Origin of the sequence: Paraburkholderia sp. 22099, from assembly GCF_052045835.1 — a bacterium.
In the GTDB taxonomy this organism is placed as follows: Bacteria; Pseudomonadota; Gammaproteobacteria; order Burkholderiales; family Burkholderiaceae; genus Paraburkholderia; species Paraburkholderia terricola.
Map to the genome: position 1 here is coordinate 49856 of NZ_JBQEPU010000018.1, position 23620 is coordinate 73475.

Here is a 23620-nt window from a genome sequence, read left to right on the forward strand (position 1 = left end):
GTCGACTCAGCCAACGCGCCGTTTTGAGCGCTGCCGGGGGCTCGCGGCCCGGAACGGCGTGCGGGGCGTGCGTTGGGAAAGTACGAATAGTGCGAGAGTACCGTTAAGACGTCCAATATCTTTTTCGGGGGCGATTAGGTCGAAAAAGGTATTAATTGGCCGCTGCGACCCGCGCGAGCGCAAACCTCTCGTTCATGTGAGCGCTGGCGTGAAGGCGGTGTAGCGCGGATCGTGGTCGCGCGCCGGACTCAATGCGTCCAGATGTGCCCCAGCGCGGCGGCATGGTCGGCGGCATGTTCCGCGAGCAGGCGGCGCATGGTCGCCAGCAGTTCCGGCACCTCGACGGGCTTGCGCAGAAAGCCGTCGTACCGCACGAACGCGGGCGGGCTCGGCTCGGCCGACACCAGGATAAATACCGTGTCGGCGAGACCGGGCGTGTTGCGGATTTGCTGGCACAGCGCACTGCCGGACATCACGGGCATGCGCCAGTCGGCAACGACGACGTCGACGTTGGCCGAGCGCAGGATATCGAGTGCGGCCCTGCCATCCGGCGCGGCTTTCACATCGAATCCGTCACGCTCGCAGCAGATTTCCCAGGCTGCCAGCGTCTCGGGTTCGTCGTCGACCAATAGCACCGTCGTCATGTTTCACTCCGTCCTGGGCGGTATCCGCGTGGACGTCAGGAAGGGTTCCTGGCTGCTGCGATCCGTGGCTGCGATACCTTTGTACATACTAATAAATCCAGCATGTTTTTGAAGCGAAATTTTTCGCGCGACGACGGCTCGAACAATCGGAACGGGGCGCGGAACCGCGCCACGATGCGCGCATAATGCAGAGATTCCTTTCTTTGGAGAGGTGGAGGCACATATGGCTACGTTTGCTATCGACGGCGTGCGCATCAACCCTGCAACCGACCGTGTCACACACGTGCGCTGGGCTCCCATCGACCTGAAGACGCACGACTCGCTATCTCCGAGCGCGGTGGTCGAGGTGGCTGAGGTGGTCAGGGCGATTCAGGCGGGGAACATTTGCTGGTCCCTTTTCACGCTCGGCGGCGCGAGATTTCTGGGTCCCAAGATCAAGATCGTCGCGCATACCAACGGCCCTGACGGGATCGACACCGAGGTCCCCGATGGGAGCATCGAAAAGTCCATCGACGATCTTCCGCAGGTTTGACGCGGCGCCGATACCGGCAGCCGGTCCGTAGGGAAGTCACGCAAGCGCGGGTTGAGGAGGAGGCCGGCTCAAGCCGGGCCGCTTCCTTGATCCGCCGATTGACGCGGCCGGCTCCGCCGGCGGTGTCGATCCGTCGCGGCACGCCGTTCCGGCGGGGCGATCAAACCTCGAATTTCAAGCGGGTTTTCGTGCTGGCGGTACGCCGGTTTGCGCCGGCTGCCGGACGACGAGCACCGGGATCTGACTGTGCGTCAGGACCTTCTGCGTCTCGCTGCCGAGCAGGAACGCGCGCATGCCGCTTCGACCGTGGGACGCCATGACGATGAGATCGCAGTTTTGCCGCGCTGCAACGCTGATGATTCCCTCGTAGGGATGCGCGCGGTTCATCGCCACGGTATCGCACTCGACGCCGGCATGCGCAGCCGCTTCCGCGACGACCGCGAGGTAGCCGTCCGCCTGCTGCCGGGCGATCTGAATGATGCGTTCCTCGTTGTCGGCGATCATTTCGGTGCCGTAGGCGAGGACGTGAAATTCAGGAATGACATGAAGCCCCGTGAGCTTGGCTCCATTTTCCACGGCGAGCGACACCGCCATGCGAATGGCGGCCTCGGAGAGCGCCGAGCCGTCGGTCGGCACCAGCAGATGCTTGAACATACGTTTTCTCCCCGCGCCTGGACCCTTCGCATTGACAGCGTGTTTCCGGCCCTAGCTACTGCTTCAACTGTAGTTCGTCCGCGCGCGAAAACAAGGCGGCACGCGTGCTCGCTAACGGTCGTGCTCGAGCGCTTTCAGATAGGCGTCGCCGGCGTCCTGAGCGGCAGCGCGCATCGCGTAGGTCTCGTCCGACACCAGCGAACGTTTGACCTGTTCGGCGCCGAAGTCGACCAGTGTGATGACCCACACATAGGCGCCGGACTGCTCGGCCGTTTGCACGAAAGCACGCACGTGCTTGCTGTCGTTTGCCTTCATTTTCATGGTGAGCTCCTGAGCAAGAGCCGCGCAACGAAAGCGGCTCTCGCAACGTGTGCCCGCTGGATTTACGGGAGTTTGCCGATAACCGCGCCGATTTCGCTCTTCGTGAAGGCACGCAGCGTTTGCGTGCGGACGTTGCCCGCGGAGCCGAGCGCGAAGCCGAACGCGGCGAAGTTTTGCTCATCCTGTGCCTCGACGATGGTGACAATGTCGTATTGCCCCAGCGTCCAGAAAACCTCTTTCATTTCGCAGCCAAAGCTTTTGGCCAGCTCCGCCACCTGGCCGGCGCGCTGCGGGCTGTTCTTGATGGTGCGGATACCCTGATCGGTGAACTGTGCAAGAACCACATACGTTGCCATGACGATTCCCCTTACGATTAGTACGAGTCGGGATTCATACGCGCAAGCACGCCCGATCGTCATACTCGAAAGCGTTCCGCGCGTAACCTGATTTTAGGCAATCGAAGCGTGTGTCACGGCGGTTTGGCTTGCCTCGCAGTGGGGAAGGCGTGAAGCGCAGACACAGGCCCGCGCGATGCTGCCGGCGCAGCGGGAACATTCGCCGCGCCCGCGCATCGGTTCATGGCGCGATGCCGAAGCCGAAGTAAGCTCGCTGCGAACTCACACGGTCGACGTTGCCGGAATCAGGGCGGCCTGGCCGCGATGCGCGCCGGTCTCATCGCGCAGTTGCCAGACCACCGCGTTTTCGATCCAGAAGCGCTTGCCCGACCTGGTCACGCGCATGCCGCGATAGGCGGCGACGAATCCATCGCGTTGCACCTGTTCGAGAAAGGCTTGACGTTCGTCGCGATCGGGTGCTTCCGCCGATAAGCGCGACGGCAGCGCCGTCAATTCGTCCCAGTCGTATTCGAACAGTTTCTGAGCCGTCAGATTGCCGTACACGAACACCGGGTCCGCTTCCGTGTTGTGCGCGAGCACGCCGAATGGCGCACTCTCGTAAAGCCATCGGGCCGCATCTTCGATCGGCACCTGCGCGGGAACAAGCGGCTTGCCGAGGAGGCGTGCGTAGCTATGCGAAAGCAGGTCAAAAAATTCGCGATCAGTCTGTAGGTTCATGTTCGTCGTTTGCTGCGTGGCGGTCATTTGCATCTTCTCCTTGAGGCGCTCCAGGCCGACGGCAGTATAACGGCGTGCCCGTGCGCTCGCGCGGCATCCGATTCGCATAAGTCATGAGGATGGAACCCCACGCTTTCGACTAGGGGTTTCCGCTTATCGCGTGAGCTGCCCAACGCGTCGTTAACCGAAGTATGCGTAGGGCCGGCCAGATATCGGATGTGCCCCGCGCGCAGCAACAGGAGAGATGTCATGAGCTTGCCCGTTCGTACCGCCGCCGTCGCTCAGTCGACCCATTCCGATGCGCGTGAAGCCGTTCGGGAAGTGCACGCCGCGCTCAAGGCAAGCGAGGGCGCATTGGTTTTGTTCTTCTGCTCGAGTCATTTCGACCTCGAATCGCTCGCGGATGAAATCGGCCATTGCTTCGAAGGCACCGAGGTCATCGGTTGCACGACGGCCGGAGAAATCGGCCCGGCCGGTTATCTCGACCACAGTCTCGTCGCGGCCGTGTTGCCGCGCGCTTCTTTCACGGCCGTGACCGGGCGTCTGGATAATCTGCGCGACTTCACGATCGCACGCGGCCAGGCCTGCGCGCTCGACGCGCTGCATGACCTCGAAGGCCGGGCGCCCGAAGCCGACAGCACCAATACGTTCGCGCTACTGCTGATCGATGGGCTTTCCGTGCGCGAAGAACCGGTGACGCGCACGCTGCAAAGCGCGTTGGGCGATATTCCGCTGGTCGGCGGCTCGGCGGGCGACGATCTGAAGTTCGAACAAACGCGCATATTCCACGACGGGCGGTTCCATCGCGACTGCGCGGTGCTGGTTCTCGGGTCGACGCCGCTGCCGTTCAGGATCTTCAAGACGCAGCATTTCCGTTCCGGCGATGAACGGCTCGTCGTGACGGGCGCGAATGCGGAGTTGCGCACCGTGAGCGAAATCAACGGACTGCCTGCCGCGGCGGAATACGCGCGGCTGATCGGCGCGCGCGTGGAGGATCTTTGCCCCGGCCACTTCGCGGCGGCGCCCGTTGTCGTGCTGATCGACGGAACCGACTATGTGCGTTCGATCCAGAAACTGAACGCCGACGGCAGCCTCACTTTCTATTGCGCGATCGAGGAAGGTCTCGTCCTGCGCGTTGCTCGTGGGCTCGATCTCACGGAAAATCTGCGCACCATGTTCTCGGGGCTTCGCAGCGAACTCGGCGAGCCTCAACTCGTGCTCGCGTGGGACTGCATTCTGCGGCACCTGGAAATGGTGCAACAGGGTACGCGCGATGTGGCGGGGCGTTTGTTCCAGGACAATCGATCGGTGGGCTTCAGCACGTATGGCGAGCAATACGGCGGCGTGCATGTCAACCAGACCTTGACCGGCATCGCGTTCGGTGGCGGAGGGGAGGTTGAACGTGCCTGACGCCTCGGCTGTCGCTGCCGTATCGGATGAATGCGTTGCCCTGCAAGCGGAAATCGTGCGCTTGAACAAAATGGTCCGATCGTTGATGGACCGCGCGGAGCGCAGCACGATTGTTTGCGGGTCGGACTTCAGCCTGTTCCAGATGGCCGTCACGCTCGAGGACCAGGTCCGGCATCGCACCCGCGAACTCGAGGACGCCCTGCGCGACAACAAGAAGATCACGCATGCGCTGGAACGCACCCAGCTTTTGATGAAGCAGGAAATCGAGGAACGCCGGCGCGGCCAGGTCGAACTGGAGCGGGAAAAAGAGGCGCAACGGCGCTTGATCGACCAGTTGGCCGACGCGCATGTCAAATTGCTGCAATCGGAGAAGCTGGCGTCGATCGGACAGCTCGCAGCCGGCGTCGCGCATGAAATCAACAATCCGATCGGCTTTGTCGATTCGAATCTTGGAACGTTGAAGAAGTGGGTGCGCAGTCTGCTCGACGTCATGGCGCTGCAAGATTCGCTGCTGACCGGGCTCGATCCCGAGAGCCGGGCTCGCCTCGATAAAGCGCGCAAGGATGCCGATCTCGAGTACCTGATTGAGGACATCAGCGTGTTGATCGATGAATCGATCGAGGGCACCTCGCGCGTGAGGCGGATCGTGCAGGATCTGCGCGATTTTTCCAGGGCGGGCAGCGAGGACTGGTGCGTCGTCGACTTGCATGCGGGTCTGGAAGCGACGTTGAATGTCGTGCGCAACGAGATGAAGTACAAGGCGGAGGTCGTCAAGGATTACGGGGACTTGCCTTCGATCGAATGCATGCCCTCGCAGATCAACCAGGTGCTGATGAACCTGCTCGTCAATGCGACGCAGGCGATTTCCGAGCGCGGCACCATCATGATCCGCACGCGTCGCGACGGCGACGGTGTGTCGATTGCCATCGCGGATACCGGCATAGGCATGTCCGCCGAAGTGCAGGCCAAAATATTCGATCCGTTCTACACCACGAAACCGGTTGGACAGGGCACCGGGCTCGGTCTCTCGGTTTCGTATGGCATCGTGGAAAAGCACGGCGGCAGGATCGCCGTTGAAAGCAAGCCGGGGGAGGGAGCGTGCTTCACGGTGTGGCTGCCGCTCACGCAGAACCGCGAGACCACCGGGCAGCCTCGACCCCTTTAGCGGGATGTTTGGCAAAATCTCTAGCCAAACCCGGATGGTAGAATCATGTCCCACTCCGCCGATCACTCGCGAGAGGAATTCTCTTCCCGTTCGACTTGCCGCGACCCGCCAGGAATGCGATGAGTGACACCCTGCAAGCGCCGTTTGCCGTTCTCTTCGTGGACGACGATGAGATGTCGCGCCAGCACTTCACCCGCGCGGTGAGCGAAGACTATCGCGTGCATATCGCCCGTGGCGCCGACGAGGCGATGGCGGTGCTGAAAGAGCACGCGGCGGAGATTGCGGTACTGGTCACCGACTTCCGCATGCCGGGCCGCGACGGCGACGATCTGCTGCGCCAGGTGGCGCAGGACTATCCGCAAATCGTGCGCATACTCGTGACCGCCTATGCCGACAAGCACATGTTGTTGCAGACGGTCAACAGCGGCGATGTATTCCGCATCCTCGAAAAGCCGCTGCGAACGGAAACCGTGTGCGAGGTTCTGCAATTGGCAATGGCGCGCTACACCGAGCGCGAAACGCGTCAACAGCGGCTATCGGCGATGGACGAGACGCTTGCCTTCCTCGCCCACGAACTGAATACGCCGTTGGCGACGATCTCGCTTTTTGCGCGCGCCGTCGAAGCCGATGTTGCCGAGCAGTACGACCCGGAACGGCAAAAAGAAATCGCCCACGCGGCGAGATCGATGCTCAGCAACGCGCAGTATTGCCTCACGCTGATCTCGTCTTTCTGGGCGACGGTGCATAAAAGCGGCGGCCAGCAGTCCTCGGCGGGCGGTGGTGTCCGCGAGGTGAAAGCGACGCGATTGATCGCCACCTTGCTCGATACCTATCCGTTCGTCGCGTCGCAGCGGGAGTGGGTACAGGTCGACGTGCAAGGCGATTTCGTCGTGCACGCAATGCCCAATTGCGTGGCGCTCGTGCTCTCCTCGCTGTTGTCCAACGCGCTGCGCGCACTCGACGGTACGAGCGCGGCTTCGTTGCGCCTCGAAGTCGTGGCGAGCCCCGAACCGGAGATCCGCATTCGCGACAATGGGCCGGGAATCGCACCGGAAATCAAGGCGCGTCTTCTGCTGGACCCCGTTACGACGTATGCCGGAGCCGGCGGGCACGGCATGGGCATGATCTTTTGCAACCGCATCATGCGATCCTTCGGCGGCAGTCTGCGAATCGAATCCACCTTGGGCGCGGGCACCACGGTCACGATGGTGTTTCCCGCTTCGAAAAGCCGGGCGCGGGCCACTGACGAAAAGGAATCCTCCGGCAGCGAGATTGCGTCGCCATGAGATCGAAGTGACGGGCATCAGCTATCTGTCGCTCAACACGTCGCGCTGACCGCCGCGTGCTCTCGCCGAAACGAAATACGCATGCAGCGCGTCGGCCGAGCGCTCGCCCAACATCGAAATCCGCGCGAGCCAGTCGGCCTCGACGGGCCATTCGCCTTCAATCATCCTCGGATAAATCTGCCGCGCGAATTGGTGCAGCGCCTTTGCGCCGATATTGCCGCTGACGCCAAGAAGAAGATGCAAGGCTTCGTGCGTCGATTTCAGATCGTGGGCCGCGGCGCTCGCGGCAAGCCGCGCCACCAGCAGGCGAATCTGTTCGATGCCGTTGACGAAGGTTTGATCCAGCAAATCGAGCGCCACCAGTTCGTCGAGATGTTTCTCGTCGAGCAGCGCGCTGTCCGCGATTGTCTCGTGCTTGCCGATCGGCATGATTGGCGGCTGTGAAGGATCAGCCCGCGTCGGCGCCTTCAATGCGCGTTGCCGGGCAAACTGCCTTGCAAGCGAGGCATACAGGGAACCGACCTGCACGGGCTTGACCATGACCTCGTTCATGCCCGCGGCGAGGCATCTCTGCACGGCCTCGATATCCGATTGGCTGGTCAACGCGATGATGGGAACGTCGGCATACGAGTCGGCGCGAACGCGAATCAGCGCGGTGGTTTCCACGCCGCCCATTCCCGGCATGTTCATATCCATCACGATGGCGTCGATTCTGCTGTGCTGTTGCAATCGAGCCAGCACGGCCTGTCCATGTTCGGCTTCGACGACGGTCGCGCCGCATCGCTCCAGATACGCTTTGGCAACCAGCCTGCTGTAGGTGTCGTCGTCCGCCACCAGGATCGATTTGCCGGCGAAGCCGTCGAAGCGCTGGCTCAACGGGTACTTTCGACTGCCGTTTTCCAACAGCGTATGCAAGGAGGTGATCAGTTCGGGCACGCTGCTGGATTTGCTGATGACTTCGTCCATGCCCGCTCGGCGGGCGAGGGCCCGTGCCACGTTTCCGGGCTCGGCCGTATAGGCGGCGATCAGCACATTCCAGTTCGGATACGCATGCCCGGCGCGAATCTTCTCGGTAGTCGTGTAGCCATCGGGAACCGGCATGTTGATATCCATCAACACGAGGTCGTAGTGCGAGGGCTGCCGAAGCGTGGTCAATGCCGCTTCACCGTTTTCCGCCTCGCTCACGTGGGCGCCCACTTTCGACAATGCGCGCGCGGTTTTCGCCCGCTGGGCGGCGTCGTCGTCCACGACCAGAATGCGCTTGCCGGTAAAGACCGGCTCGGCGCGTTCAAAGATATTGCGCTCGTAGTCCGCGACTTCGCTCTCGGAGACGACGGGAAATCGCAGCGTGAATTCGGTGAATTCCCCGACTTCGGACCGGCAACCGATCGAGCCGCCGAAAGCGCGCATCGCCCGCTGACAATAGGCGAGTCCCAACCCCGTTCCTGCGGAATTGCCCGCGGTGCGGAAAGGCTCGAAAAGATGCGGCATGATCTCGGGCGAAATGCCGGGGCCCGTGTCGCGAACCATGACCGTCTGCCTGTCGACCGTCAGCGTGAGCGTGGCCGTTGGATGCGTGGCGATGTGATGCAGCGCGTTCTTGATCAGATTGAACAGCGTGAACAGATAGACGGTTTCGTCGACCTTGAAGGTGAAGTCTTCCAGCACCACGAGCCTGACCTTGCGGCGCTCGTTGTCATCGCCGAAACCATATTCGTCCAGCGCTTTACGTGTCGTGGCCGCGGCGCTCAAATAGGTGAGGTGATCCGAGCGGATGGGTTTTGCGCTGACTTCGTCCAGCGTCATGGCGATAATGCGCAGGCCCCGCTCGATCGACAATTGGCCGTGGGCCAGATGACGATAAAGCGCGGCCGCATTGTCTTGCGACGACACCGGCGAGTGGTTGGATCCGGTCGCCGCGGGCAGCGCCTCTTCCACGCGATCCAGAACGTGCCTCAACTGGCTGAGGGGATTGCGCATTTCATGGGCAATCGAGCCCGCGAGGGTCTGCAATGCCCGGTTCTTTTCGACAAAGATGCGTCCCTTGCTGATCGCATGACTGAAGGCCATGCTGCACAAGACCACGACCGGCAGCAGTGCGAGGTCCGACTGATTGGCCGCGGTGAGAACGATCGGCGCCGGAGAGGTGAGCACCGCGGCGAGCGAGCCGGCAAATACGCCTATGCCGATGCAGGCCATCAGCAAAAATGGGCTATCGATGCACAGCGCCATGATGAAGATCATCATGACCTCGGTCATCATCCACATGGTGGAGAATGAGTTTCGGATCGCGAGGAACGTGCAAACGAATGGCAGGACGTAGATCAGACAGCAATGCCAATAGATCAGCAGGTAGTGGTTGAAACGTCTCGGCCAATGCGCCTGGAAAATCAAGGGAATGCAGATGAGCGCCGCGCTTAGTCGAAGGAAGAGGTTGTCGTAAGGCTGCGGCAGGACATAGGTCCAGACGAGGTAATAGATGGGATGGCACAGGAGGCCCAGTGCGCCGCCCCATCGAATTGCAAACCGGCTTCGTTCCAGCACATCCCGCATGCTCTCGCGCGATATCACCATCAGGCCTCCAATGACACTCACGATCCCATCAGTTCATGCTTGCCGCGATGCTGGGCGTCCAGGACGATCGGCGACCCGTCTTTGCCGTGAAAAGGCCCGACCGAAAACCCGTACTTCTTCAGAAGACCGTGCGTATAGGAAACCGACCACACGGGAGGGCTGCCGATAATGAAATCGGAAGCGATGCCTTCCTGCCAGGCGGCGTAGCCTTCGGCGAAACAGGTGTAGCAATCGCGGGTGGTCGGCAGTCTGAACGGGAACGTGGTGTCGAGTCCGGCGGGGCCACGCGCGAAGCACTCAATATATAGCGTATGGTCGCGTGACGCGAGTTCCGCTTCGACGCTCGCGGCCCGCGGATGCGAATCGTCGATCCAGAACTGCGCCCGCTTCAGATCGGCGGCGGTGAGGTAGGGCACGCTGGTACTGCTGGCGAGGATCGCGCCGTCGAATTGCGGCAACGGAGTGTCGGGACTGAAAGTGTGCACCGAAACCCGGGTTTTACCGAGCAGATCCGCTGCCAGCAGTTCCCTGGCTTGTTCCGCGAGCAGGTTCGCCTTGTCCGGCAAGTCGATCAGAACGAGTTCTTTCGGCGCGTCCTTGTAAAGCATGTACTTGGCCACGGTAGTGCCGAGCCGCCCGGCCGCGCCGAATAGAGCGAGCTTCGTTTTACCGAATTCGAGGTCGAGTTCATTGCAGCAGTGAACCGCCCAGTCTTTCAGCATCGCCGCGGTGGCCGCATGGCCCGTCGTGATGTGAGGCGGCTTGGTATGGCGAGGAAGCGCACCGTAGTTGCAGGCATAAGGCGTGGAGGCGCCCATCGCCACCATGTTCAATCCCGCCTGCTTCGCCAGTTCCAGAGCCGGAAAAAATTGCGTCTCCCGAAACCGTTTGATGCCGCGCGGGCTTCCAAGCCACAACTCGAGTGGAACCGGACACGCAATATTCGCCCCTATGACTTGCGATGCCGAATAGATGGGCGATGCAATAAAAGGCTCGGTTCTCCACAGCTCTTCTTCGAATGACGCGTTTCGGTGTTTTACGTTGTGAAATGAAAACGACAGCGTATCCCAGTCTGTAGCGTGAAATAGAAACCCGACGCCGCCTTGTCCGGCCGGCAGATTCTCTCGTATCTCTTCCGGGCGAATGACGCGTTTCAGCGCCAGCGGTGCACTACTCAAGTGCGGATCGGAGCCGGCCCGTTGAGCGAAATCGGTCGGCGCTTCTTTGTAAAGAGAAGTTCTCATTTGGTTTTCCCGTGGGTTGAACTCGCGCTGGAAAATCAGCGCAGCGGCGCCGGTCAAGATGGACCGGCGCTCCTTCAACTTTAGAGAAATCCGCTGCTGTGCGTCCGTTTGTTCGTTCGCGAACATGCCGGCGCCGATATCCCGCTGTCGGCCGCCGTGCCGGCCGGCCTGCGGATCGCGACAGAGGCCGTCGCGCTCGCGGAGGTGGGCGCTTATTGGACGGATATCGACAGTCTGCGGCGCACCGTTTTCATTCCCCGCCGCGACGATTGACGGCAGGGCCGCACACTCATGGGTTCCCGTTCGACTGGACTCGCGGCTCGGCATTCGCGCTTGCCTGCTCCTCCAGCCACTCGTGCCACACGGCCATCAGAACCGCCAGGATGACAGGCCCCATGAACAGGCCGACCAGGCCGAAGGCCGCAAGCCCGCCCAGTACGCCGAACACGACCAGCAGAAACGGAATCTGGGTCGCGCTGCTGATTACGAGCGGACGGATCAGGTTGTCCACCCAGCTCACCACCAGCGCGCCCCACAGCAAAAGGCCCACGCCGGCGATTGTTTTCCCGGTGACGAGGAGCCATACGCCGATCGCCCCCCACACGAACGGCGTGCCGAACGGTATCAACGCGATCAGCACGGTAAACGCGGCCAGCAACACCGGCGCCTCCATCCCGGCAACCCAGTAGCCGAGGCCGGCAAGCGCGCCCTGCGCCAAGGCCGTCAGCACGAGCCCGTAGACAACCGCCTTGGTCGTGCCGCCGATGGAGGCGAGGTAGGCGTCGAGACGATTGCCGAGAAAATGCCGTAATACGCGGCGCACCTGGTCCAATGCGCTTTCGCCGTCCCGATACATGAAAAACAGTGTCAACAGGGCAAAGCCCAATTTGGTCGCATTGCGGCCCACGCCGCCGACCAGTTGGCCGGCCTCGCCGGTCCACTGCCCGGCCCACTCCGCGACTTGCGCGCGAAACGCCGCTGGATCGGTCGATACCTGGTTCAGTAGCTCCTGGAGCCACTGCCCGAGCCACGGAATGCGAGCAATCAGTTCCGGCAGTTGGTGCGGACCGTGGGCGAGGAATACCGCGACGGCCTGATACGCGGCGACCAGTTCGCCTCGCAACAGCACGATCAGCCAGATCAACGGCACGACGCACGCCGCCGTGAGCACGATGGTCATCAGCAGCGCGCTGGCGTTGGCGTTGCCGCGCATCAGCGAGCGCAAGCGGCGATAGGCGGGCCAGGTCACGTAGGCCAGAATGGTGGCCCATGCCGCGGGCACGAGGAACAGGTGCAGCACCACGTAGCTCAACACCACGAGCCCGCCGAGAAGAAACGCGAGGATGATGCGCTTGACCAGCGGCATCGGATAACTTTCGTCCATGAAACGCCTTTGCTGTGTGTCCGTTCTCATCACGTGCGGATGAGAGCGAACCTGTGTCCGGCAACGAGCAGCCGCAAATCGAGCGGCATCCCATTTCTTCGATGTCGTTGATGAAAGGTTATCGTAATGACAGTGGACCGGGAAGGGGCGACGCTCAGGGACGATTCAAGCGTTGAACAATTCGCTGCGCGCCGCGTCGATGATCATCGCGACCGCCGGATGACTGATGCGGCGCTCGATCGAGATCGCAAAGAATTCCTCGACGATGGTGTTGATCTGCCCGACCATCGTCAGCTTATGTTCCGCCTGTAACTGGTTCTCCAGCACGGTTGGCGCGAACAGCAGGCCGCGGCCCTCGCGGCCGAACGCCATCGCCATTGCGCCGTCGTCGAATTCGCCGACGATGCGCGGCGAAATCGCGCGCGACGCCAGCCAGTGATCCAGCTTGCGGCGCACCGCCGATTCCGTGCCGGGCAGCAGCAGCGGCAACTGGCCGAGCGACATCGGAAAGCGTTTGCGGCCGCCTTGCAACAGCGCCTTGGCGCCGAAGCAGCTAAGCGTCGAACGGCCGAGCCGGTGATTGAACGCCTTGATGTTGACGTCGGCGGGAATGGGCGCGTCCGCGATGATCAGGTCGAGGCGGTGCACGGCCAGTTGCGCGAGCAGCGCATGCAATTTGCCTTCGTGACAGATCACACGCAGCGAAGCGGGCGCGCTCAGCGCCGGCTCCAGCAGCCGGTACGCGATCGCCTTCGGCACCGAATCCGCGATGCCGACGCGGAACCGCGATTGCGTGCCGACCTCCTTTTCGCGCCGCACCGCGCTTTCGAGTTCCGAGCCCAGCGAGAAGATCTCATCGGCGTAATCGAGCGCCAGCCGGCCCGCGTCGGTGAGTTCGATCGAGCGGCCGCTCTTCTTGAAGAGCTTTTTATCCAGCGCTTCCTCGAGCAGCTTGATCTGGCCGCTAAGCGTCTGCGGCGTGATGTGCAACTGCTCGCCGGCGCGGACGATTCCGCCCGCATGCGCCGCGACCCAGAAGTAATACAGATGCTTGAAGTTCACACGTGCCTCCCTTGACCACGCCACGTTACGTTTTTCTCGAAGCATCAGCAACAAAAATACGAATTTTACGTTGTCTCGGATTCGGTTAGATTCAAGCCTCGCCCCGAGGCGTCAGCGGGCGGCTAATGACAGATGACAGAGGTGACATATGGCATCGGTTGCACAATTTCTGCGGTCGAAGGCTTCCCAGACCGTGTGGTCGACCCAGGCATCGGCGTCGGTGTACGACGCGATAGCGATCATGGCGCACCGCCAGGTCGGCGCGCTCATCGTGGCGCACGAGGGGCGCATAGCCGGCATCGTCACGGAGCGGGACTACGCGCGAAAAATCGTGCTGATGGACCGTTCATCGCGCAATACGCCGGTGCGCGACATCATGTCGACGGCGGTGCGCTACGTCAGCCCGGAGCAGACAACGGAGGAATGCATGGCGCTCATGACGGCGCACCGCATACGTTATTTGCCGGTGATCGCGGCGGGGCAGGTGATCGGCATGGTGTCGATCGGCGACCTGATCAAGAACCAGATGTCGGAACAGGAACACACGATCCGGGAACTGGAGCATTACATCCACGGCAATGGTTTGCAGACCGCGCATGGCGGATTGCAGGCCAACCGGCTGCAAGTTTAACGACCGAAAAAATATTACTGTCCGTAAGGTCGTCGCGAGGAAGGATGACGCGCAATGCGGGCAGCCCACAGGCACATCAAGAGAGGTTTTATATGTACACGCATACCATCGATCAACTGCGACGAGTTGCCAGTAAGGTGACGCGCGGGACCGCGGCGCTCGGTCTCGCGGGCGTGCTCGCACTCGGCGCGGTGGCGTCGAACGACGCCGAAGCGAAGCGGGTGGGCGGAAGCCAAAGTATCGGGCGCCAGTCGCAAATGGCGTCGCCGTCTGGTCAATCGCAACGAAGCCAGCAGGCTCAACCGGCGCAGCAGTCCGCTGCGCAGGCGCCTGCCGCCGCGCCGGCGCGTAATCGCTGGATGGGCCCGCTCGCCGGCCTCGCCGCCGGCTTGGGCATTGCCGCGCTGCTGTCGTCGCTCGGCCTGGGTGAGGGGCTCGCGCAAATGCTGTCGAATGCGCTGCTGATCGGCGCGGTGATTTTCGCCGGCGTCATGCTGTTCCGCTTCATCGCCAATCGGCGTCGTCCGGATCTGGCGTATGGGCACGGCGCGGGACATGGCGCAGGGCAAAGCGCTGCGAATCGGCAGCAGACCAACGGCTCGCCGTTTCTGAATCGAACCGGTGAGACGCGGCCCGATACGAACTTTTTCGGTTCGCAACGCGCCTCGACGGGAGCGATCGGAATGGCGGGCGCGGTGAATGCGCCGGCGAATTCGCTCCCGTTGGACCAGGCCGAGTTGCTGGTTTCGGCAAAGACCATGTTCATGCGCCTGCAAAGCGCATGGGACCGCAACGAGCAGGGCGATCTGTTCGAGCTGACCACGCCGGAGATGTTCGCGCGAATCAAGCAGGATCTGGAAAGCCGCGGTAGCCAGCCGAACCGTACCGAGGTGCCGCAACTCGACGCCGAAGTGCTGGGTGTGGAGAACAATGCGGATGAGACTTTGGTCAGCGTGCGCTTTCACGGCCAGATGCGCGAAGACGGCGCTCAGAACGCCGAGCCGTTCCAGGAGGTTTGGAACATTGTTCGCGGCACGCATGGCGACCAGGCGTGGCGACTGGCCGGCATCCAGCAGTTGGATCGCTAACGGCGGCATTGCGCTCGATAGCAGGTGACGGATCGAACGCGGCGGCGGGCGTGCATCAATGGATGGACGCCCGCCGCTTAACTGAAAGACTGGCCAGCGAAATGGCCGCATTCCTGATGAACCGCGCTCATTCGTGACGCGCTCCCGCCGGTGGGTAACCGAACTCGCGCGAATACGCTCGCGAGAACGCCGCCGCGCTGCCAAATCCCACACGCAGAGCCACCGACTTGACGCGGGCGCCTTCCGCGAGCGCCCGATGCGCGAGCTTCAAACGCCACGCGCTCAGATAAGCGGCGGGCGTCGTCCCCACGGTTTCACGGAACGAAACCATGAAGCGGCTGCGGGACATACCCGCGATCTCCGCGAGTTCCTCGATCCGCCAGATGCGCGCGGGCGCGTCATGCAGGGCGACCAGCGCCCGATGAAGCGCCGGATGCGAGAGTCCCGCGAGGAGTCCCGGTTGCGTCGCGCCATTGTCGATCGCGCGTCTGAGGATCATCAACACGATCACCTCGCATAAACGTCCAAGGGCGGCCGTTCGTCCGCAGCGCGCGTCCAGCGCCTCTTCCACAAAAGCGTCGGTAATCGCCCGAAGCGTTGGCGCTTCGCTCAGGCCTACCTGAATGTCTTCAGGCATTGCCGAAACGATCGGATTGACCGCGCCGCCGAAGTACACGGACGCGGCCACGAGCACGTTGGATGGCGACGCCTGGACCGCCCGTTCACCGGTAAGAAGCGCGACCTGTTCGGCTTGCCGATGCGAGTCGCCGAGAACGAGCAGCAGGGCATCGGCATCCGGCTCGCGGGATTCCGATAGCTGAACGGAGAGATCGAAAGCGCGGAAGAAAGCCGACAGACGATCGACTTTGGGTGTCGGGCTGGGACGTTCGATCATGTAATGTGGATTTTTCATGCGTTTGAGTGTGAGAAAGTCTAACTCAGGCGCCGATCCGGCGCGTGCCCGCCACCCACTGTCGAAGGAGATTCTCCATGCTGGTTCCCCGTCAGAAAGCCCCCGAACTGACTGTCGATACGCTGGCCCACGGTCCATTCCGTCTCGCCGCCGAGAAGCCGGAACGCATGACGCTGATCTGTTTCTATCGGGGCCTGCATTGCCCCATCTGTGCGACCTATCTGAAAGAACTGGAGCGTCTGACGCCCAGCTTCGCCGAACGGGGCGTCGCAACGATTGCGATCAGTTCGGACGACAGAGACCGCGCGACGGCGATGGCCGACAAAATTGGCGCAAGCCATTTGCGTATCGGCTTTGGACTGCCGCTCGCCGACGCCCGCCAATGGGGCTTGTATCTATCGACGTCGCGAGGCAAAACCTCGATCGGCATCGAGGAGCCCGCGCTGTTCTCGGAGCCCGGCGTGTTTCTGTTGAAGCCGGATCAGACGGTCTACTACCTCTCGATCCAGTCGATGCCGTTCGTGCGGCCCAATTTCAGCGAGCTATTGCAGGCGCTCGATTTCATCATCAAGAACGACTACCCGGCTCGCGGTGAGTACGTGGGCGAGGTGTGAGGACATGAGCCAGGCCCGCGTTCCGTGTTGCTGATCTACGGCGCACGCGCCGCGCCGCATTCACCCGGCGATCGGCTCCGCGCTATCGCCGGGGAGCAGCAATTGCGGGACTTGCGAGAACGACCATCCGTCCGGCAGGCGATCGAGTATCCAGATCATGTCGAACCGGTCGCTGGGCCAGATGGCGGGAACCGCGGGCGCTCGGGGCAGGTGTTCGATCAGCGACGGCAGCACTTTATGCTCCCACGCGATCAGCACGATACCGGGTTGAGCCAGCACGTCCCGCATGAGCGCTGGCCCGTCGTCCTTCTGATGCGCCGTGACGTACTTCACGCGCGAGGTTTGCCGCAGCAGCGCAACCAGCGGCGCGACGGTCTGCATCGCGCGCTTGCTCTTGCTCGCCGGGCCGGTTCCCGGAGCAAACACGGCGGCCGGCGTCAGTCGCGCCGCACGCGCCTCGTCGATCGGACAGAAGAAGCGCGCCAAGGCGCCGGCACGCTGCCAGCCGCGAACCGCGAGGCTTTCTTCGTCCGACGTACCGTCCGCTTCGACGCCGATGCCTTCGTCGGCGCCCGGCTTTTCCGCGTGCCGAATGAAGATGATCCGCTCAGGTGCCATGTTGCCTCCGCGATATGACTGGCTGGGCGCATGGGTTGCGAACGCCGCCGCCGCATTTGAAGCACGAAGCGCAAGCCACGTGCCACGTAAGCTCGGCGGCGCGACAGCGTCTACGCTTCATCCTCCCAATCGCGCCATTCGACGTCGTGCGTCTCGAGGTAGCCGTTCACGGCTTGTCCGACGGTGGGGAAAAAGTGCTGCTCGCCGATTGCGTCGAACAGGCCATAGTGTTTCAGGCTGTCCTTCACGGGCCCCTTCATCTCCGCGAAGCAGAGCGTCACGTTCAACGCGAGCAGTTCGTCGCGAAGCCGCGCGAGCGTGTCGGCGGCGGTGAGGTCGACGTCCGTCACCGGTTCGGCGGCGATCACGATCCACGCGGTCTGAGTCGGCGCCTCGCGAACCGCCTGTAGCATGCGCTCGCGAAAAATCTCCGCGTTGGCGAAGAAAAGCGGCGCGTCCCATCGCAACAGCACGAGCCCCGGAATGCGGCGGGCCTCCGGATGCCGGGCGAGGTCGTGATAGCCCTTGATCCGGTCGACGCGGCCGAGCACGGCGGAATACGGACGCCAGCCGCGCCACAGGAACCCGAGAATCGCGAGCGCCAGCGCAATGCCGATGCCGTTCACGACGCCGATCAGCGCGACGCCGGCGAGGCACGCGATGGATTGCACGAACTCGCTCGGTCTGAGCCGGTAAAGCCGCCATACGCCGCGCACTTCCAGCAGTCCGAGGCACGCGGCGATCACGACTGCGGCAAGCGCCGCCTGCGGTGTGTCGCGCAGCGCCTGCGGCGCGAACAGCAGCAGTCCCGCGACGACCAGCGCGGCGACCACGCCCGTCGCCTGGGTCTTCGCGCCGGCTGCTTCCGCGACCGGCGTGCGCGAGCCGCTCGCGCTCACGGCGAAGCCATGCGCGACGCCCGCCGCGATGTTGGCGAGCCCGAGCGCGACGAACTCCTGATTGCGGTCGACGGCTTCGCCGCTGCGCGCCTCGTAGGTCCGCGACAGGATGCTGATGTCGGTGAACGAGACGAACGCGATCGCGGCCGCGCCGCCGGCGAGCGTCGTCCATTCATCGAGCGCGAGCGCGGGAAGGTGCAGCGCCGGCAGGCCTTGCGGCATGTTGCCGATCACCGCCAGCCCGAAGCGCGGCGCGAGGCCCAGCGCGGCGACCGCAAGCGTCGCCCCCCCGACCGCGACGAGCACGCCGGGCACCTTCGGCCAGTAGCGCTTGCAGCCGAGGATCACGGCCAGCGCCGCAACGCCGATCGTCAGCGCCATGCCGTTGATCTTGCCCGCGGCCACGCCGCTCGCCAGCTCGCGCACTTGCGCGAGGAACGACGCGCCCTGCACCTGGAAGCCCAGCAGCTTGGGTATTTGTCCGACGACGATGGTCAGCATGATGCCGTTGAGGTAGCCGTAGCGAATCGGCAGCGACAGCAGTTCGGTGACGAAGCCCAGCTTCAGCATGCCGACCGCCAGGCAGATCGCGCCGGAGAGTAGCGCGAGGCCGCCGGCGAGCGCGATCGCGTGTTCCGTGTTGCCGTGCGCCAAGGGCGCGACGCTCGCCGCGATCAACGCGACCAGCGCCGAGTCGGGACCGAGCACGAGAATCCGGCTCGGGCCGAACAGCGCGTAGGCGAGCAGCGCCGCGAGCGACGCGTAGAGTCCGGAGACGACGGGCAGGCCGGCGGCTTCAGCGTAAGCCATGCCGGCGGGCACCAGCACGGCGCTGAGACTGAGGCCCGCGATCGCGTCGTGCGGCAGCCATGCAAGCCGGTAGCCGCGCGCCACCGCCAGCCCGTTGACCCAGCGCGAGACGATACGCCCGGTACGGCTCGACGGCCGCTCGGGCCCGCCGGTGTCAGGTTTCATGAAAACCCTCTCACTCGAAATTGATTCGATGGTCGCTCAATTTCTTGCGTGAGGCGAGACGTATCGCTAGCGGACCGGTTGCACCGCAGCGAGCGCTGTTACTCCGTTTCGCTGTCGTCGGTGTCCGCATTGGCGCTGACCGACTCCTGATTCATTGCCGCGGCCGCGAGTGTCGTTGCAAGCTCGGGATGCGCCTCCTTCCGCTCGCTGTAGCGATCGGTCAGATAGTCGGAACGGTCGCGCACCAGCAGCGTGAACTTGTACAGCTCTTCCATCACGTCGACCACGCGATCGTAGTAAGCCGAGGGTTTCATTCGGCCGTTGGCGTCGAACTCCTGCCACGCCTTCGCCACCGACGACTGATTGGGGATCGTCACCATGCGCATCCAGCGGCCCAGAACCCGCAGCGCGTTGACCGCGTTGAACGATTGCGAGCCGCCGCACACCTGCATCACCGCGAGCGTGCGGCCTTGCGTGGGACGCACGCCGCCGCTTTCGAGCGGCAGCCAGTCGATCTGGTTCTTGAAGACGGCCGTTAGCGTGCCGTGACGCTCGGGGCTGCACCATACCTGTCCTTCCGACCACTCGGAGAGCTTGCGCAACGCCACCACCTTCGGATGGTCGGCTGTCACGCTGTCCACGATCGGCAGATCGTGCGGATCGAACACGCGCGTATCGGCGCCGAAATGACGCAGAATGCGTTCGGCTTCGAGCGTGAGCAGCCGGCTGTATGACGTGGGGCGCAGCGAGCCGTAGAGCAGCAGAATCCGCGGCGCGTGTTGCGAAACCACGGGCGCTTCGAGCTTTTGCAAGTCCGGCGTGTCGAGGTGCGGGGCGCTGACGTTGGGAAGATCTCGCGTCATGAGCGGGTTCTCCGACCTTCGCTATCGATGACCTGTTCGCCGTCTTCCTTCGTGAAGGAACCCTTTTGCGCGGCAGGCAAAATGTCGAGCACGATTTCGGACGGCCGGCACAGACGCGCGCCGAGCGGCGTCGCGACGAACGGGCGATTGATCAGGATGGGATGCGCCAGCATCGCGTCGAGTAGTTGCTCGTCGGTCAACGACGCATCGTCGAGTCCCAGTTCCGCGTAGGGCGTGCCCTTTTCACGCAGCGCGGCGCGTACCGTGAGGCCGGCGCGGGCGATCAGATCCTTCAGCGTCTCGCGATTCGGCGGCGTTTTCAGGTACTCGATGATTTCCGGCTCGATGCCGGCGTTGCGGATCATGGCCAGCGTATTGCGCGACGTGCCGCAATTCGGGTTGTGATAAATCGTGACGCTCATAGCGGTTGTCCCTTGTTGCCGAGTTTAGCTTCGTACCAGTGCTGCGAACGGTTGACGACGCCGACCACCAGCAGCATGACCGGCACCTCGATCAGCACGCCGACCACCGTCGCCAGCGCCGCGCCCGAATGAAAGCCGAACAGGCTGATGGCCGTGGCCACCGCAAGCTCGAAGAAATTGCTCGCGCCGATCAAACTGGATGGACCCGCGACGCAATGCGCGACGCCGAGCCGGCGATTGAGCAGATAGGCGAGGCCTGAATTGAAGAACACCTGGATCAGGATCGGCACCGCGAGCATGGCGATGACGAGCGGCTCATCGACGATCGCCTGTCCTTGAAAAGCGAACAGCAGCACGAGCGTCGCGAGCAGCGCGCTGATCGAATACGGGCCGAGGCGCGCGACGGTCCGCCGGAAATGCGCCTCGCCTTTCGCGAGCAGATGCCGGCGCAGCCATTGCGCGAGCACGACCGGAATGATGATGTACAGCGCCACCGAAATGATCAGCGTGTCCCACGGCACCGTAATGGCGGACAGCCCGAGCAGCAGCGCGACGAGCGGCGCAAACGCCACGATCATGATGGAGTCGTTCAACGCCACTTGCGAAAGCGTGAAATACGGATCGCCCTTGCAGAGTTGCGACCAGACGAACACCATCGCCGTGCAGGGCGCGGCCGCCAGCAGGATCAGGCCGGCGATGTAGCTGTCGAGTTGATCGGCGGGGAGCCACGGCGCGAACACATGGCGGATGAAGATCCAGCCGAGCAGCGCCATCGAGAACGGCTTGACGAACCAGTTCACGAACAGCGTGACGCCGATGCCGCGCCACTGGCTTCTCACCTGCGTCATCGCGGCAAAGTCGATCTTGACCAGCATCGGAATGATCATCACCCAGATCAGCACGCCGACCGGCAGATTGACCTGCGCCACTTCCATGCGGCCGAGCGCCTGAAAGAGTTGCGGAAGCATTTGCCCGAGCGCGATGCCGCCGACGATGCACAGCGCCACCCACACCGTCAGATAGCGCTCGAAAAAACCGATCGCCGGCCGAGCGCTGGCGCTCGCCGTTTCAGTGCTGCTCATTGGGTTCCTTTGCGGGTTTTTCGCCGATGGCGCAGCAATCGGACAAATCGCTCGCGGCGCAGGTCGCGCCGGCGCAGCAGTTGTCGGTGAGAAAGCCGATCAGCCCCGTCATCGCGTCGAAGTTCGCCGTATAAATAACGAACCGCCCCTCTTGCCGCGGCTTCACCAGGTCTGCGTGAGACAGATCCTTCAGGTGAAACGACAGGCTCGATGGAGAAAGGCCGACTTGCTGCGCAATCTCGCCGGCGGCCATGCCGCCTGGGCCGGCGACCACCAGCAGGCGAAAGATCGCGAGGCGCGAGTCATGGGCGAGGGCGCCGAGGGCGCGGACGACGAGGGTCGAGTCCATGCCCGCCACGATAAGCCATTTGTTTCGTCATTTCAAGAGTTCTTGAATTGACGAATCGAAGAGGCGATGCAGGCCATTGACGACCGCCGCGGCGCCGTTAAGCGGACCTCGTTCACGTCCTCAACAATAAAACAAACCATCTGGACGGTTTACACAGGGAATCGCCGATGTTAGTCTGCGTCCTCGATGCTCGCGCATGTTTTGGCGCGGTTGCGTGAACCTGCAATCGCGCTTCCAGAGGAACAATGGACAACCCCACCCGCTCAGAACGTTCTCGCCACGCGGCCATTCAGGCGGCGCTCACCATCGTCGCTCGCGACGGTCCGGGCCGTCTGACGTTTGACGCCATCGCACGCGAAAGCGGCATGAGCAAGGGTGGATTGATGCATCAGTTCCGCACCAAGAGCGAGGTGCTGAGAGCGTTGCTCGACCACCAGACCGAGTACTTCGAGCAATTCTCCCGGGACTATCTGGCTGCGCTCGGCTCCGCCGCGCGCGAAGCCGATCTATTGGCACAGATCGCGACATTGCGTGAAACGGTTACCCAGCCGCACTCCGTCGCCCTGGCCGTACTTGCCGCGCTCGTGGAAGATCCGACGCTTTTGTCTCCCGTTCGCAAGGGCAATGCGGCGAAGGTCAAACGTATCAGGAGCGAGGCAGCCGATCCCGACCTGGCGCTGCTGCGCTGGGCCGCGGCCAATGGCCTCGCATTGACGGCTCTGCTGGGGCTTTGTCCGTTTTCAGAAGAGGAGCGTGCGCGGTTGTTCGATCGCCTGCTGGATGAACGCCGGTGGTCGGCTATTGCTCCCGTCAAAGGCGGGCCACGCACCGCACCTTTATCGCGCCGTTCCAGCACTTCGCCAAACGAACGCGAAATGACTGTTGACCGTTAAAAACGTCTGACTCAGGCGTCGCCGGGCATCAGCCACGGGCAAATTCCAAGCTTCAGATACAAAACAAACCGTATAGCTGGTTTTAACGAAGTAATTTGCCGTACCCCACAGGGAATCGAAACTGGAGATCTGAATGTATAAGTCAATGAAGCCGCGGCATCTGCTGATTGCCGCCATTTGCACCGCCTTGATCGGCTGTTCGAGCGTGAAGCCTGTTGCGTATTCGGGGATCGCGTCGTCGTCCTCGTTGCAACCGAATCAGCAGGATGAGTCCGGGCGAGTGCCTTATCGCTTTGCGACTCAGGTGGATTGGCGCAAGTACGGCCGGGTGATCATCGATCCGGTCGTGGTTTACCGTGGCGCCGACAACCAGTTCGGCGACATGCAAGACAAGGATAAAGCGGCCCTCGCCGGTTACATGCAAACAACGTTTGCCGAAAAGCTGCGCACGCGTTTCGAACTGGCGAACGAGCCGAGCCTGAGCACGCTGCGCCTGAAGCTGACGCTGACGGGCGCGGCCACCACGACGCCGGTGATCAGCACCTTTTCGCGCTTCGACATTGCGGGCGGCATTTACAACGTCGTTCAAACGGCCCGTGGCAAAGAGGGCGCTTTCACAGGCTCCGTCAGCTATGCGGTCGAGATCTACGACGCGTCGACCAACCGCCTGCTCAATGCCTACGTGACGAAGCAATACCCCAATCCGTACAACCTGGGCGCGAGTTTCGGATCGCTCAGCGCGTCGAAAACCGGCATCGATAAAGGGGCCGACGCGCTCGTCGCGCAATTCAAATGAACCAGGTTTGCCACGCGACATAACCGGCCGGGGCGGCCGGCTCGCGCGGCATTGACCGGTCTCCACGGCGCTGCATGAACGTGGCCGCGCCGGCCGGGTATAAGGCGCGCGCTTCCCGGAGCGTGCGG

Annotated in this window: 25 protein-coding genes; 9 read left to right on the top strand and 16 right to left on the bottom strand. The window is 62.8% G+C overall.

The annotated features are described in order from the left end of the window. Positions 1–248: 248 nt before the first annotated feature. Positions 249–644, bottom strand: a complete 396-nt coding sequence (locus tag ACTJLC_RS18275; protein WP_310313582.1) for a response regulator — start codon at positions 642–644, stop codon at positions 249–251. A 223-nt stretch (positions 645–867) separates the two neighbouring features. On the opposite strand from ACTJLC_RS18275, the gene ACTJLC_RS18280 reads away from it, so the two are divergent. After that, complete coding sequence (locus ACTJLC_RS18280; protein WP_073428908.1) at positions 868–1176, top strand: hypothetical protein; 309 nt, start codon at positions 868–870, stop codon at positions 1174–1176. Positions 1177–1350: 174 nt separating this feature from the next. On the opposite strand, the gene ACTJLC_RS18285 is transcribed toward ACTJLC_RS18280, so the two are convergent. The 4 genes from ACTJLC_RS18285 to ACTJLC_RS18300 all read right to left on the bottom strand — a co-directional run bounded on the left by ACTJLC_RS18285 (position 1351) and on the right by ACTJLC_RS18300 (position 3224). Beyond that, entirely contained in the window at positions 1351–1830 is a 480-nt protein-coding gene (locus ACTJLC_RS18285) for a universal stress protein (protein WP_073428907.1), read from the bottom strand. Positions 1831–1941: 111 nt separating this feature from the next. Then, on the bottom strand, positions 1942–2145 hold the full coding sequence (locus tag ACTJLC_RS18290) for a hypothetical protein (RefSeq protein WP_083082977.1): 204 nt from the start codon (positions 2143–2145) through the stop codon (positions 1942–1944). Positions 2146–2213: 68 nt separating this feature from the next. Continuing rightward, positions 2214–2507 (bottom strand): GYD domain-containing protein, encoded by a 294-nt coding sequence (locus ACTJLC_RS18295; RefSeq protein ID WP_073428906.1) that lies wholly within the window; start codon positions 2505–2507, stop codon positions 2214–2216. A 261-nt stretch (positions 2508–2768) separates the two neighbouring features. After that, positions 2769–3224, bottom strand: coding sequence for an MEKHLA domain-containing protein (locus ACTJLC_RS18300; protein ID WP_310313585.1), 456 nt, complete (start codon positions 3222–3224; stop codon positions 2769–2771). Positions 3225–3473: 249 nt separating this feature from the next. On the opposite strand from ACTJLC_RS18300, the gene nosP reads away from it, so the two are divergent. The 3 genes from nosP (at position 3474) to ACTJLC_RS18315 (ending at position 7085) form a co-directional block, all read left to right on the top strand. After that, positions 3474–4634 carry a nitric oxide-sensing protein NosP gene (gene nosP, locus ACTJLC_RS18305; RefSeq protein ID WP_310313589.1) on the top strand — a complete coding sequence of 387 codons (1161 nt, stop codon included), beginning with the start codon at positions 3474–3476 and terminating at the stop codon, positions 4632–4634. Beyond that, entirely contained in the window at positions 4627–5799 is a 1173-nt protein-coding gene (locus ACTJLC_RS18310; RefSeq protein WP_073428998.1) for a histidine kinase, read from the top strand. Before nosP ends, ACTJLC_RS18310 begins: the two co-directional genes overlap by 8 nt. Before the next feature lie 119 nt (positions 5800–5918). Then, positions 5919–7085 carry a hybrid sensor histidine kinase/response regulator gene (locus tag ACTJLC_RS18315; RefSeq protein ID WP_310313590.1) on the top strand — a complete coding sequence of 389 codons (1167 nt, stop codon included), beginning with the start codon at positions 5919–5921 and terminating at the stop codon, positions 7083–7085. A gap of 21 nt (positions 7086–7106) precedes the next feature. Here the strand turns inward: ACTJLC_RS18315 and ACTJLC_RS18320 are convergent, their stop codons facing one another. The 4 genes from ACTJLC_RS18320 to nhaR form a co-directional block, all read right to left on the bottom strand. After that, positions 7107–9659, bottom strand: coding sequence for an ATP-binding response regulator (locus ACTJLC_RS18320; RefSeq protein WP_310313593.1), 2553 nt, complete (start codon positions 9657–9659; stop codon positions 7107–7109). A gap of 17 nt (positions 9660–9676) precedes the next feature. After that, the gene (locus tag ACTJLC_RS18325; protein ID WP_310118590.1) at positions 9677–10903 is read right to left on the bottom strand and encodes a hypothetical protein; all 1227 of its coding nucleotides are present in this window, start codon (positions 10901–10903) and stop codon (positions 9677–9679) included. Between the two features lie 289 nt (positions 10904–11192). Then, a complete protein-coding gene (locus ACTJLC_RS18330) occupies positions 11193–12287 on the bottom strand; it encodes an AI-2E family transporter (protein ID WP_310313596.1) in 1095 nt (364 codons plus the stop codon). Positions 12288–12452: 165 nt separating this feature from the next. Then, positions 12453–13349, bottom strand: a complete 897-nt coding sequence (gene nhaR, locus ACTJLC_RS18335; RefSeq protein ID WP_073428901.1) for a transcriptional activator NhaR — start codon at positions 13347–13349, stop codon at positions 12453–12455. A gap of 148 nt (positions 13350–13497) precedes the next feature. Between nhaR and ACTJLC_RS18340 the strand changes: the two genes are divergently transcribed. Together ACTJLC_RS18340 and ACTJLC_RS18345 are read left to right on the top strand one after the other, a co-directional pair. Continuing rightward, positions 13498–13980, top strand: a complete 483-nt coding sequence (locus ACTJLC_RS18340; RefSeq protein WP_073428900.1) for a CBS domain-containing protein — start codon at positions 13498–13500, stop codon at positions 13978–13980. 92 nt (positions 13981–14072) lie between these two features. Next, a complete protein-coding gene (locus ACTJLC_RS18345; protein ID WP_083081459.1) occupies positions 14073–15068 on the top strand; it encodes a Tim44 domain-containing protein in 996 nt (331 codons plus the stop codon). Positions 15069–15195: 127 nt separating this feature from the next. Here ACTJLC_RS18345 and ACTJLC_RS18350 read toward each other — a convergent pair whose 3' ends face one another. Next, on the bottom strand, positions 15196–15981 hold the full coding sequence (locus ACTJLC_RS18350; protein ID WP_244745482.1) for a helix-turn-helix transcriptional regulator: 786 nt from the start codon (positions 15979–15981) through the stop codon (positions 15196–15198). A 77-nt stretch (positions 15982–16058) separates the two neighbouring features. Here ACTJLC_RS18350 and ACTJLC_RS18355 point away from each other — a divergent pair, with 77 nt between their 5' ends. Continuing rightward, the gene (locus tag ACTJLC_RS18355) at positions 16059–16595 is read left to right on the top strand and encodes a peroxiredoxin-like family protein (RefSeq protein ID WP_073428897.1); all 537 of its coding nucleotides are present in this window, start codon (positions 16059–16061) and stop codon (positions 16593–16595) included. Between the two features lie 60 nt (positions 16596–16655). On the opposite strand, the gene ACTJLC_RS18360 is transcribed toward ACTJLC_RS18355, so the two are convergent. The 6 genes from ACTJLC_RS18360 to ACTJLC_RS18385 form a co-directional block, all read right to left on the bottom strand. Beyond that, complete coding sequence (locus ACTJLC_RS18360) at positions 16656–17213, bottom strand: phosphoglycerate mutase family protein (protein ID WP_310313601.1); 558 nt, start codon at positions 17211–17213, stop codon at positions 16656–16658. 110 nt (positions 17214–17323) lie between these two features. Then, positions 17324–19087: a SulP family inorganic anion transporter gene (locus tag ACTJLC_RS18365; protein ID WP_083081455.1), complete on the bottom strand. Its 1764-nt coding sequence runs from the start codon at positions 19085–19087 to the stop codon at positions 17324–17326. 98 nt (positions 19088–19185) lie between these two features. Then, positions 19186–19950, bottom strand: a complete 765-nt coding sequence (arsH, locus tag ACTJLC_RS18370; protein ID WP_083081453.1) for an arsenical resistance protein ArsH — start codon at positions 19948–19950, stop codon at positions 19186–19188. Next, positions 19947–20372 (bottom strand): arsenate reductase (glutaredoxin), encoded by a 426-nt coding sequence (gene arsC, locus ACTJLC_RS18375; RefSeq protein WP_073428893.1) that lies wholly within the window; start codon positions 20370–20372, stop codon positions 19947–19949. Before arsC ends, arsH begins: the two co-directional genes overlap by 4 nt. Next, entirely contained in the window at positions 20369–21454 is a 1086-nt protein-coding gene (arsB, locus tag ACTJLC_RS18380; RefSeq protein ID WP_083081451.1) for an ACR3 family arsenite efflux transporter, read from the bottom strand. Before arsB ends, arsC begins: the two co-directional genes overlap by 4 nt. Then, positions 21441–21803 carry an ArsR/SmtB family transcription factor gene (locus ACTJLC_RS18385; protein ID WP_083081449.1) on the bottom strand — a complete coding sequence of 121 codons (363 nt, stop codon included), beginning with the start codon at positions 21801–21803 and terminating at the stop codon, positions 21441–21443. The genes arsB and ACTJLC_RS18385 overlap by 14 nt, the downstream gene beginning before the upstream one ends. A 245-nt stretch (positions 21804–22048) precedes the next feature. On the opposite strand from ACTJLC_RS18385, the gene ACTJLC_RS18390 reads away from it, so the two are divergent. Together ACTJLC_RS18390 and ACTJLC_RS18395 are read left to right on the top strand one after the other, a co-directional pair. Beyond that, the gene (locus ACTJLC_RS18390) at positions 22049–22696 is read left to right on the top strand and encodes a TetR/AcrR family transcriptional regulator (RefSeq protein ID WP_310313607.1); all 648 of its coding nucleotides are present in this window, start codon (positions 22049–22051) and stop codon (positions 22694–22696) included. A 133-nt stretch (positions 22697–22829) separates the two neighbouring features. After that, entirely contained in the window at positions 22830–23492 is a 663-nt protein-coding gene (locus ACTJLC_RS18395) for a DUF3313 domain-containing protein (RefSeq protein ID WP_440844799.1), read from the top strand. Positions 23493–23620 lie beyond the last annotated feature (128 nt).

What these genes read in the sequence shown, in the direction of transcription:
- ACTJLC_RS18275 (WP_310313582.1), bottom strand. Translation starts at nt 644, where the DNA reads ATGACGACGGTGCTATTGGTCGACGACGAACCCGAGACGCTGGCAGCC.
- ACTJLC_RS18280 (WP_073428908.1), top strand. Translation starts at nt 868, where the DNA reads ATGGCTACGTTTGCTATCGACGGCGTGCGCATCAACCCTGCAACCGAC.
- ACTJLC_RS18285 (WP_073428907.1), bottom strand. Translation starts at nt 1,830, where the DNA reads ATGTTCAAGCATCTGCTGGTGCCGACCGACGGCTCGGCGCTCTCCGAG.
- ACTJLC_RS18290 (WP_083082977.1), bottom strand. Translation starts at nt 2,145, where the DNA reads ATGAAGGCAAACGACAGCAAGCACGTGCGTGCTTTCGTGCAAACGGCC.
- ACTJLC_RS18295 (WP_073428906.1), bottom strand. Translation starts at nt 2,507, where the DNA reads ATGGCAACGTATGTGGTTCTTGCACAGTTCACCGATCAGGGTATCCGC.
- ACTJLC_RS18300 (WP_310313585.1), bottom strand. Translation starts at nt 3,224, where the DNA reads ATGAACCTACAGACTGATCGCGAATTTTTTGACCTGCTTTCGCATAGC.
- nosP (WP_310313589.1), top strand. Translation starts at nt 3,474, where the DNA reads ATGAGCTTGCCCGTTCGTACCGCCGCCGTCGCTCAGTCGACCCATTCC.
- ACTJLC_RS18315 (WP_310313590.1), top strand. Translation starts at nt 5,919, where the DNA reads ATGAGTGACACCCTGCAAGCGCCGTTTGCCGTTCTCTTCGTGGACGAC.
- ACTJLC_RS18320 (WP_310313593.1), bottom strand. Translation starts at nt 9,659, where the DNA reads ATGGTGATATCGCGCGAGAGCATGCGGGATGTGCTGGAACGAAGCCGG.
- ACTJLC_RS18325 (WP_310118590.1), bottom strand. Translation starts at nt 10,903, where the DNA reads ATGAGAACTTCTCTTTACAAAGAAGCGCCGACCGATTTCGCTCAACGG.
- ACTJLC_RS18330 (WP_310313596.1), bottom strand. Translation starts at nt 12,287, where the DNA reads ATGGACGAAAGTTATCCGATGCCGCTGGTCAAGCGCATCATCCTCGCG.
- ACTJLC_RS18340 (WP_073428900.1), top strand. Translation starts at nt 13,498, where the DNA reads ATGGCATCGGTTGCACAATTTCTGCGGTCGAAGGCTTCCCAGACCGTG.
- ACTJLC_RS18345 (WP_083081459.1), top strand. Translation starts at nt 14,073, where the DNA reads ATGTACACGCATACCATCGATCAACTGCGACGAGTTGCCAGTAAGGTG.
- ACTJLC_RS18350 (WP_244745482.1), bottom strand. Translation starts at nt 15,981, where the DNA reads ATGAAAAATCCACATTACATGATCGAACGTCCCAGCCCGACACCCAAA.
- ACTJLC_RS18355 (WP_073428897.1), top strand. Translation starts at nt 16,059, where the DNA reads ATGCTGGTTCCCCGTCAGAAAGCCCCCGAACTGACTGTCGATACGCTG.
- ACTJLC_RS18360 (WP_310313601.1), bottom strand. Translation starts at nt 17,213, where the DNA reads ATGGCACCTGAGCGGATCATCTTCATTCGGCACGCGGAAAAGCCGGGC.
- ACTJLC_RS18365 (WP_083081455.1), bottom strand. Translation starts at nt 19,087, where the DNA reads ATGAAACCTGACACCGGCGGGCCCGAGCGGCCGTCGAGCCGTACCGGG.
- arsH (WP_083081453.1), bottom strand. Translation starts at nt 19,950, where the DNA reads ATGACGCGAGATCTTCCCAACGTCAGCGCCCCGCACCTCGACACGCCG.
- arsC (WP_073428893.1), bottom strand. Translation starts at nt 20,372, where the DNA reads ATGAGCGTCACGATTTATCACAACCCGAATTGCGGCACGTCGCGCAAT.
- arsB (WP_083081451.1), bottom strand. Translation starts at nt 21,454, where the DNA reads ATGAGCAGCACTGAAACGGCGAGCGCCAGCGCTCGGCCGGCGATCGGT.
- ACTJLC_RS18385 (WP_083081449.1), bottom strand. Translation starts at nt 21,803, where the DNA reads ATGGACTCGACCCTCGTCGTCCGCGCCCTCGGCGCCCTCGCCCATGAC.
- ACTJLC_RS18390 (WP_310313607.1), top strand. Translation starts at nt 22,049, where the DNA reads ATGGACAACCCCACCCGCTCAGAACGTTCTCGCCACGCGGCCATTCAG.
- ACTJLC_RS18395 (WP_440844799.1), top strand. Translation starts at nt 22,830, where the DNA reads ATGTATAAGTCAATGAAGCCGCGGCATCTGCTGATTGCCGCCATTTGC.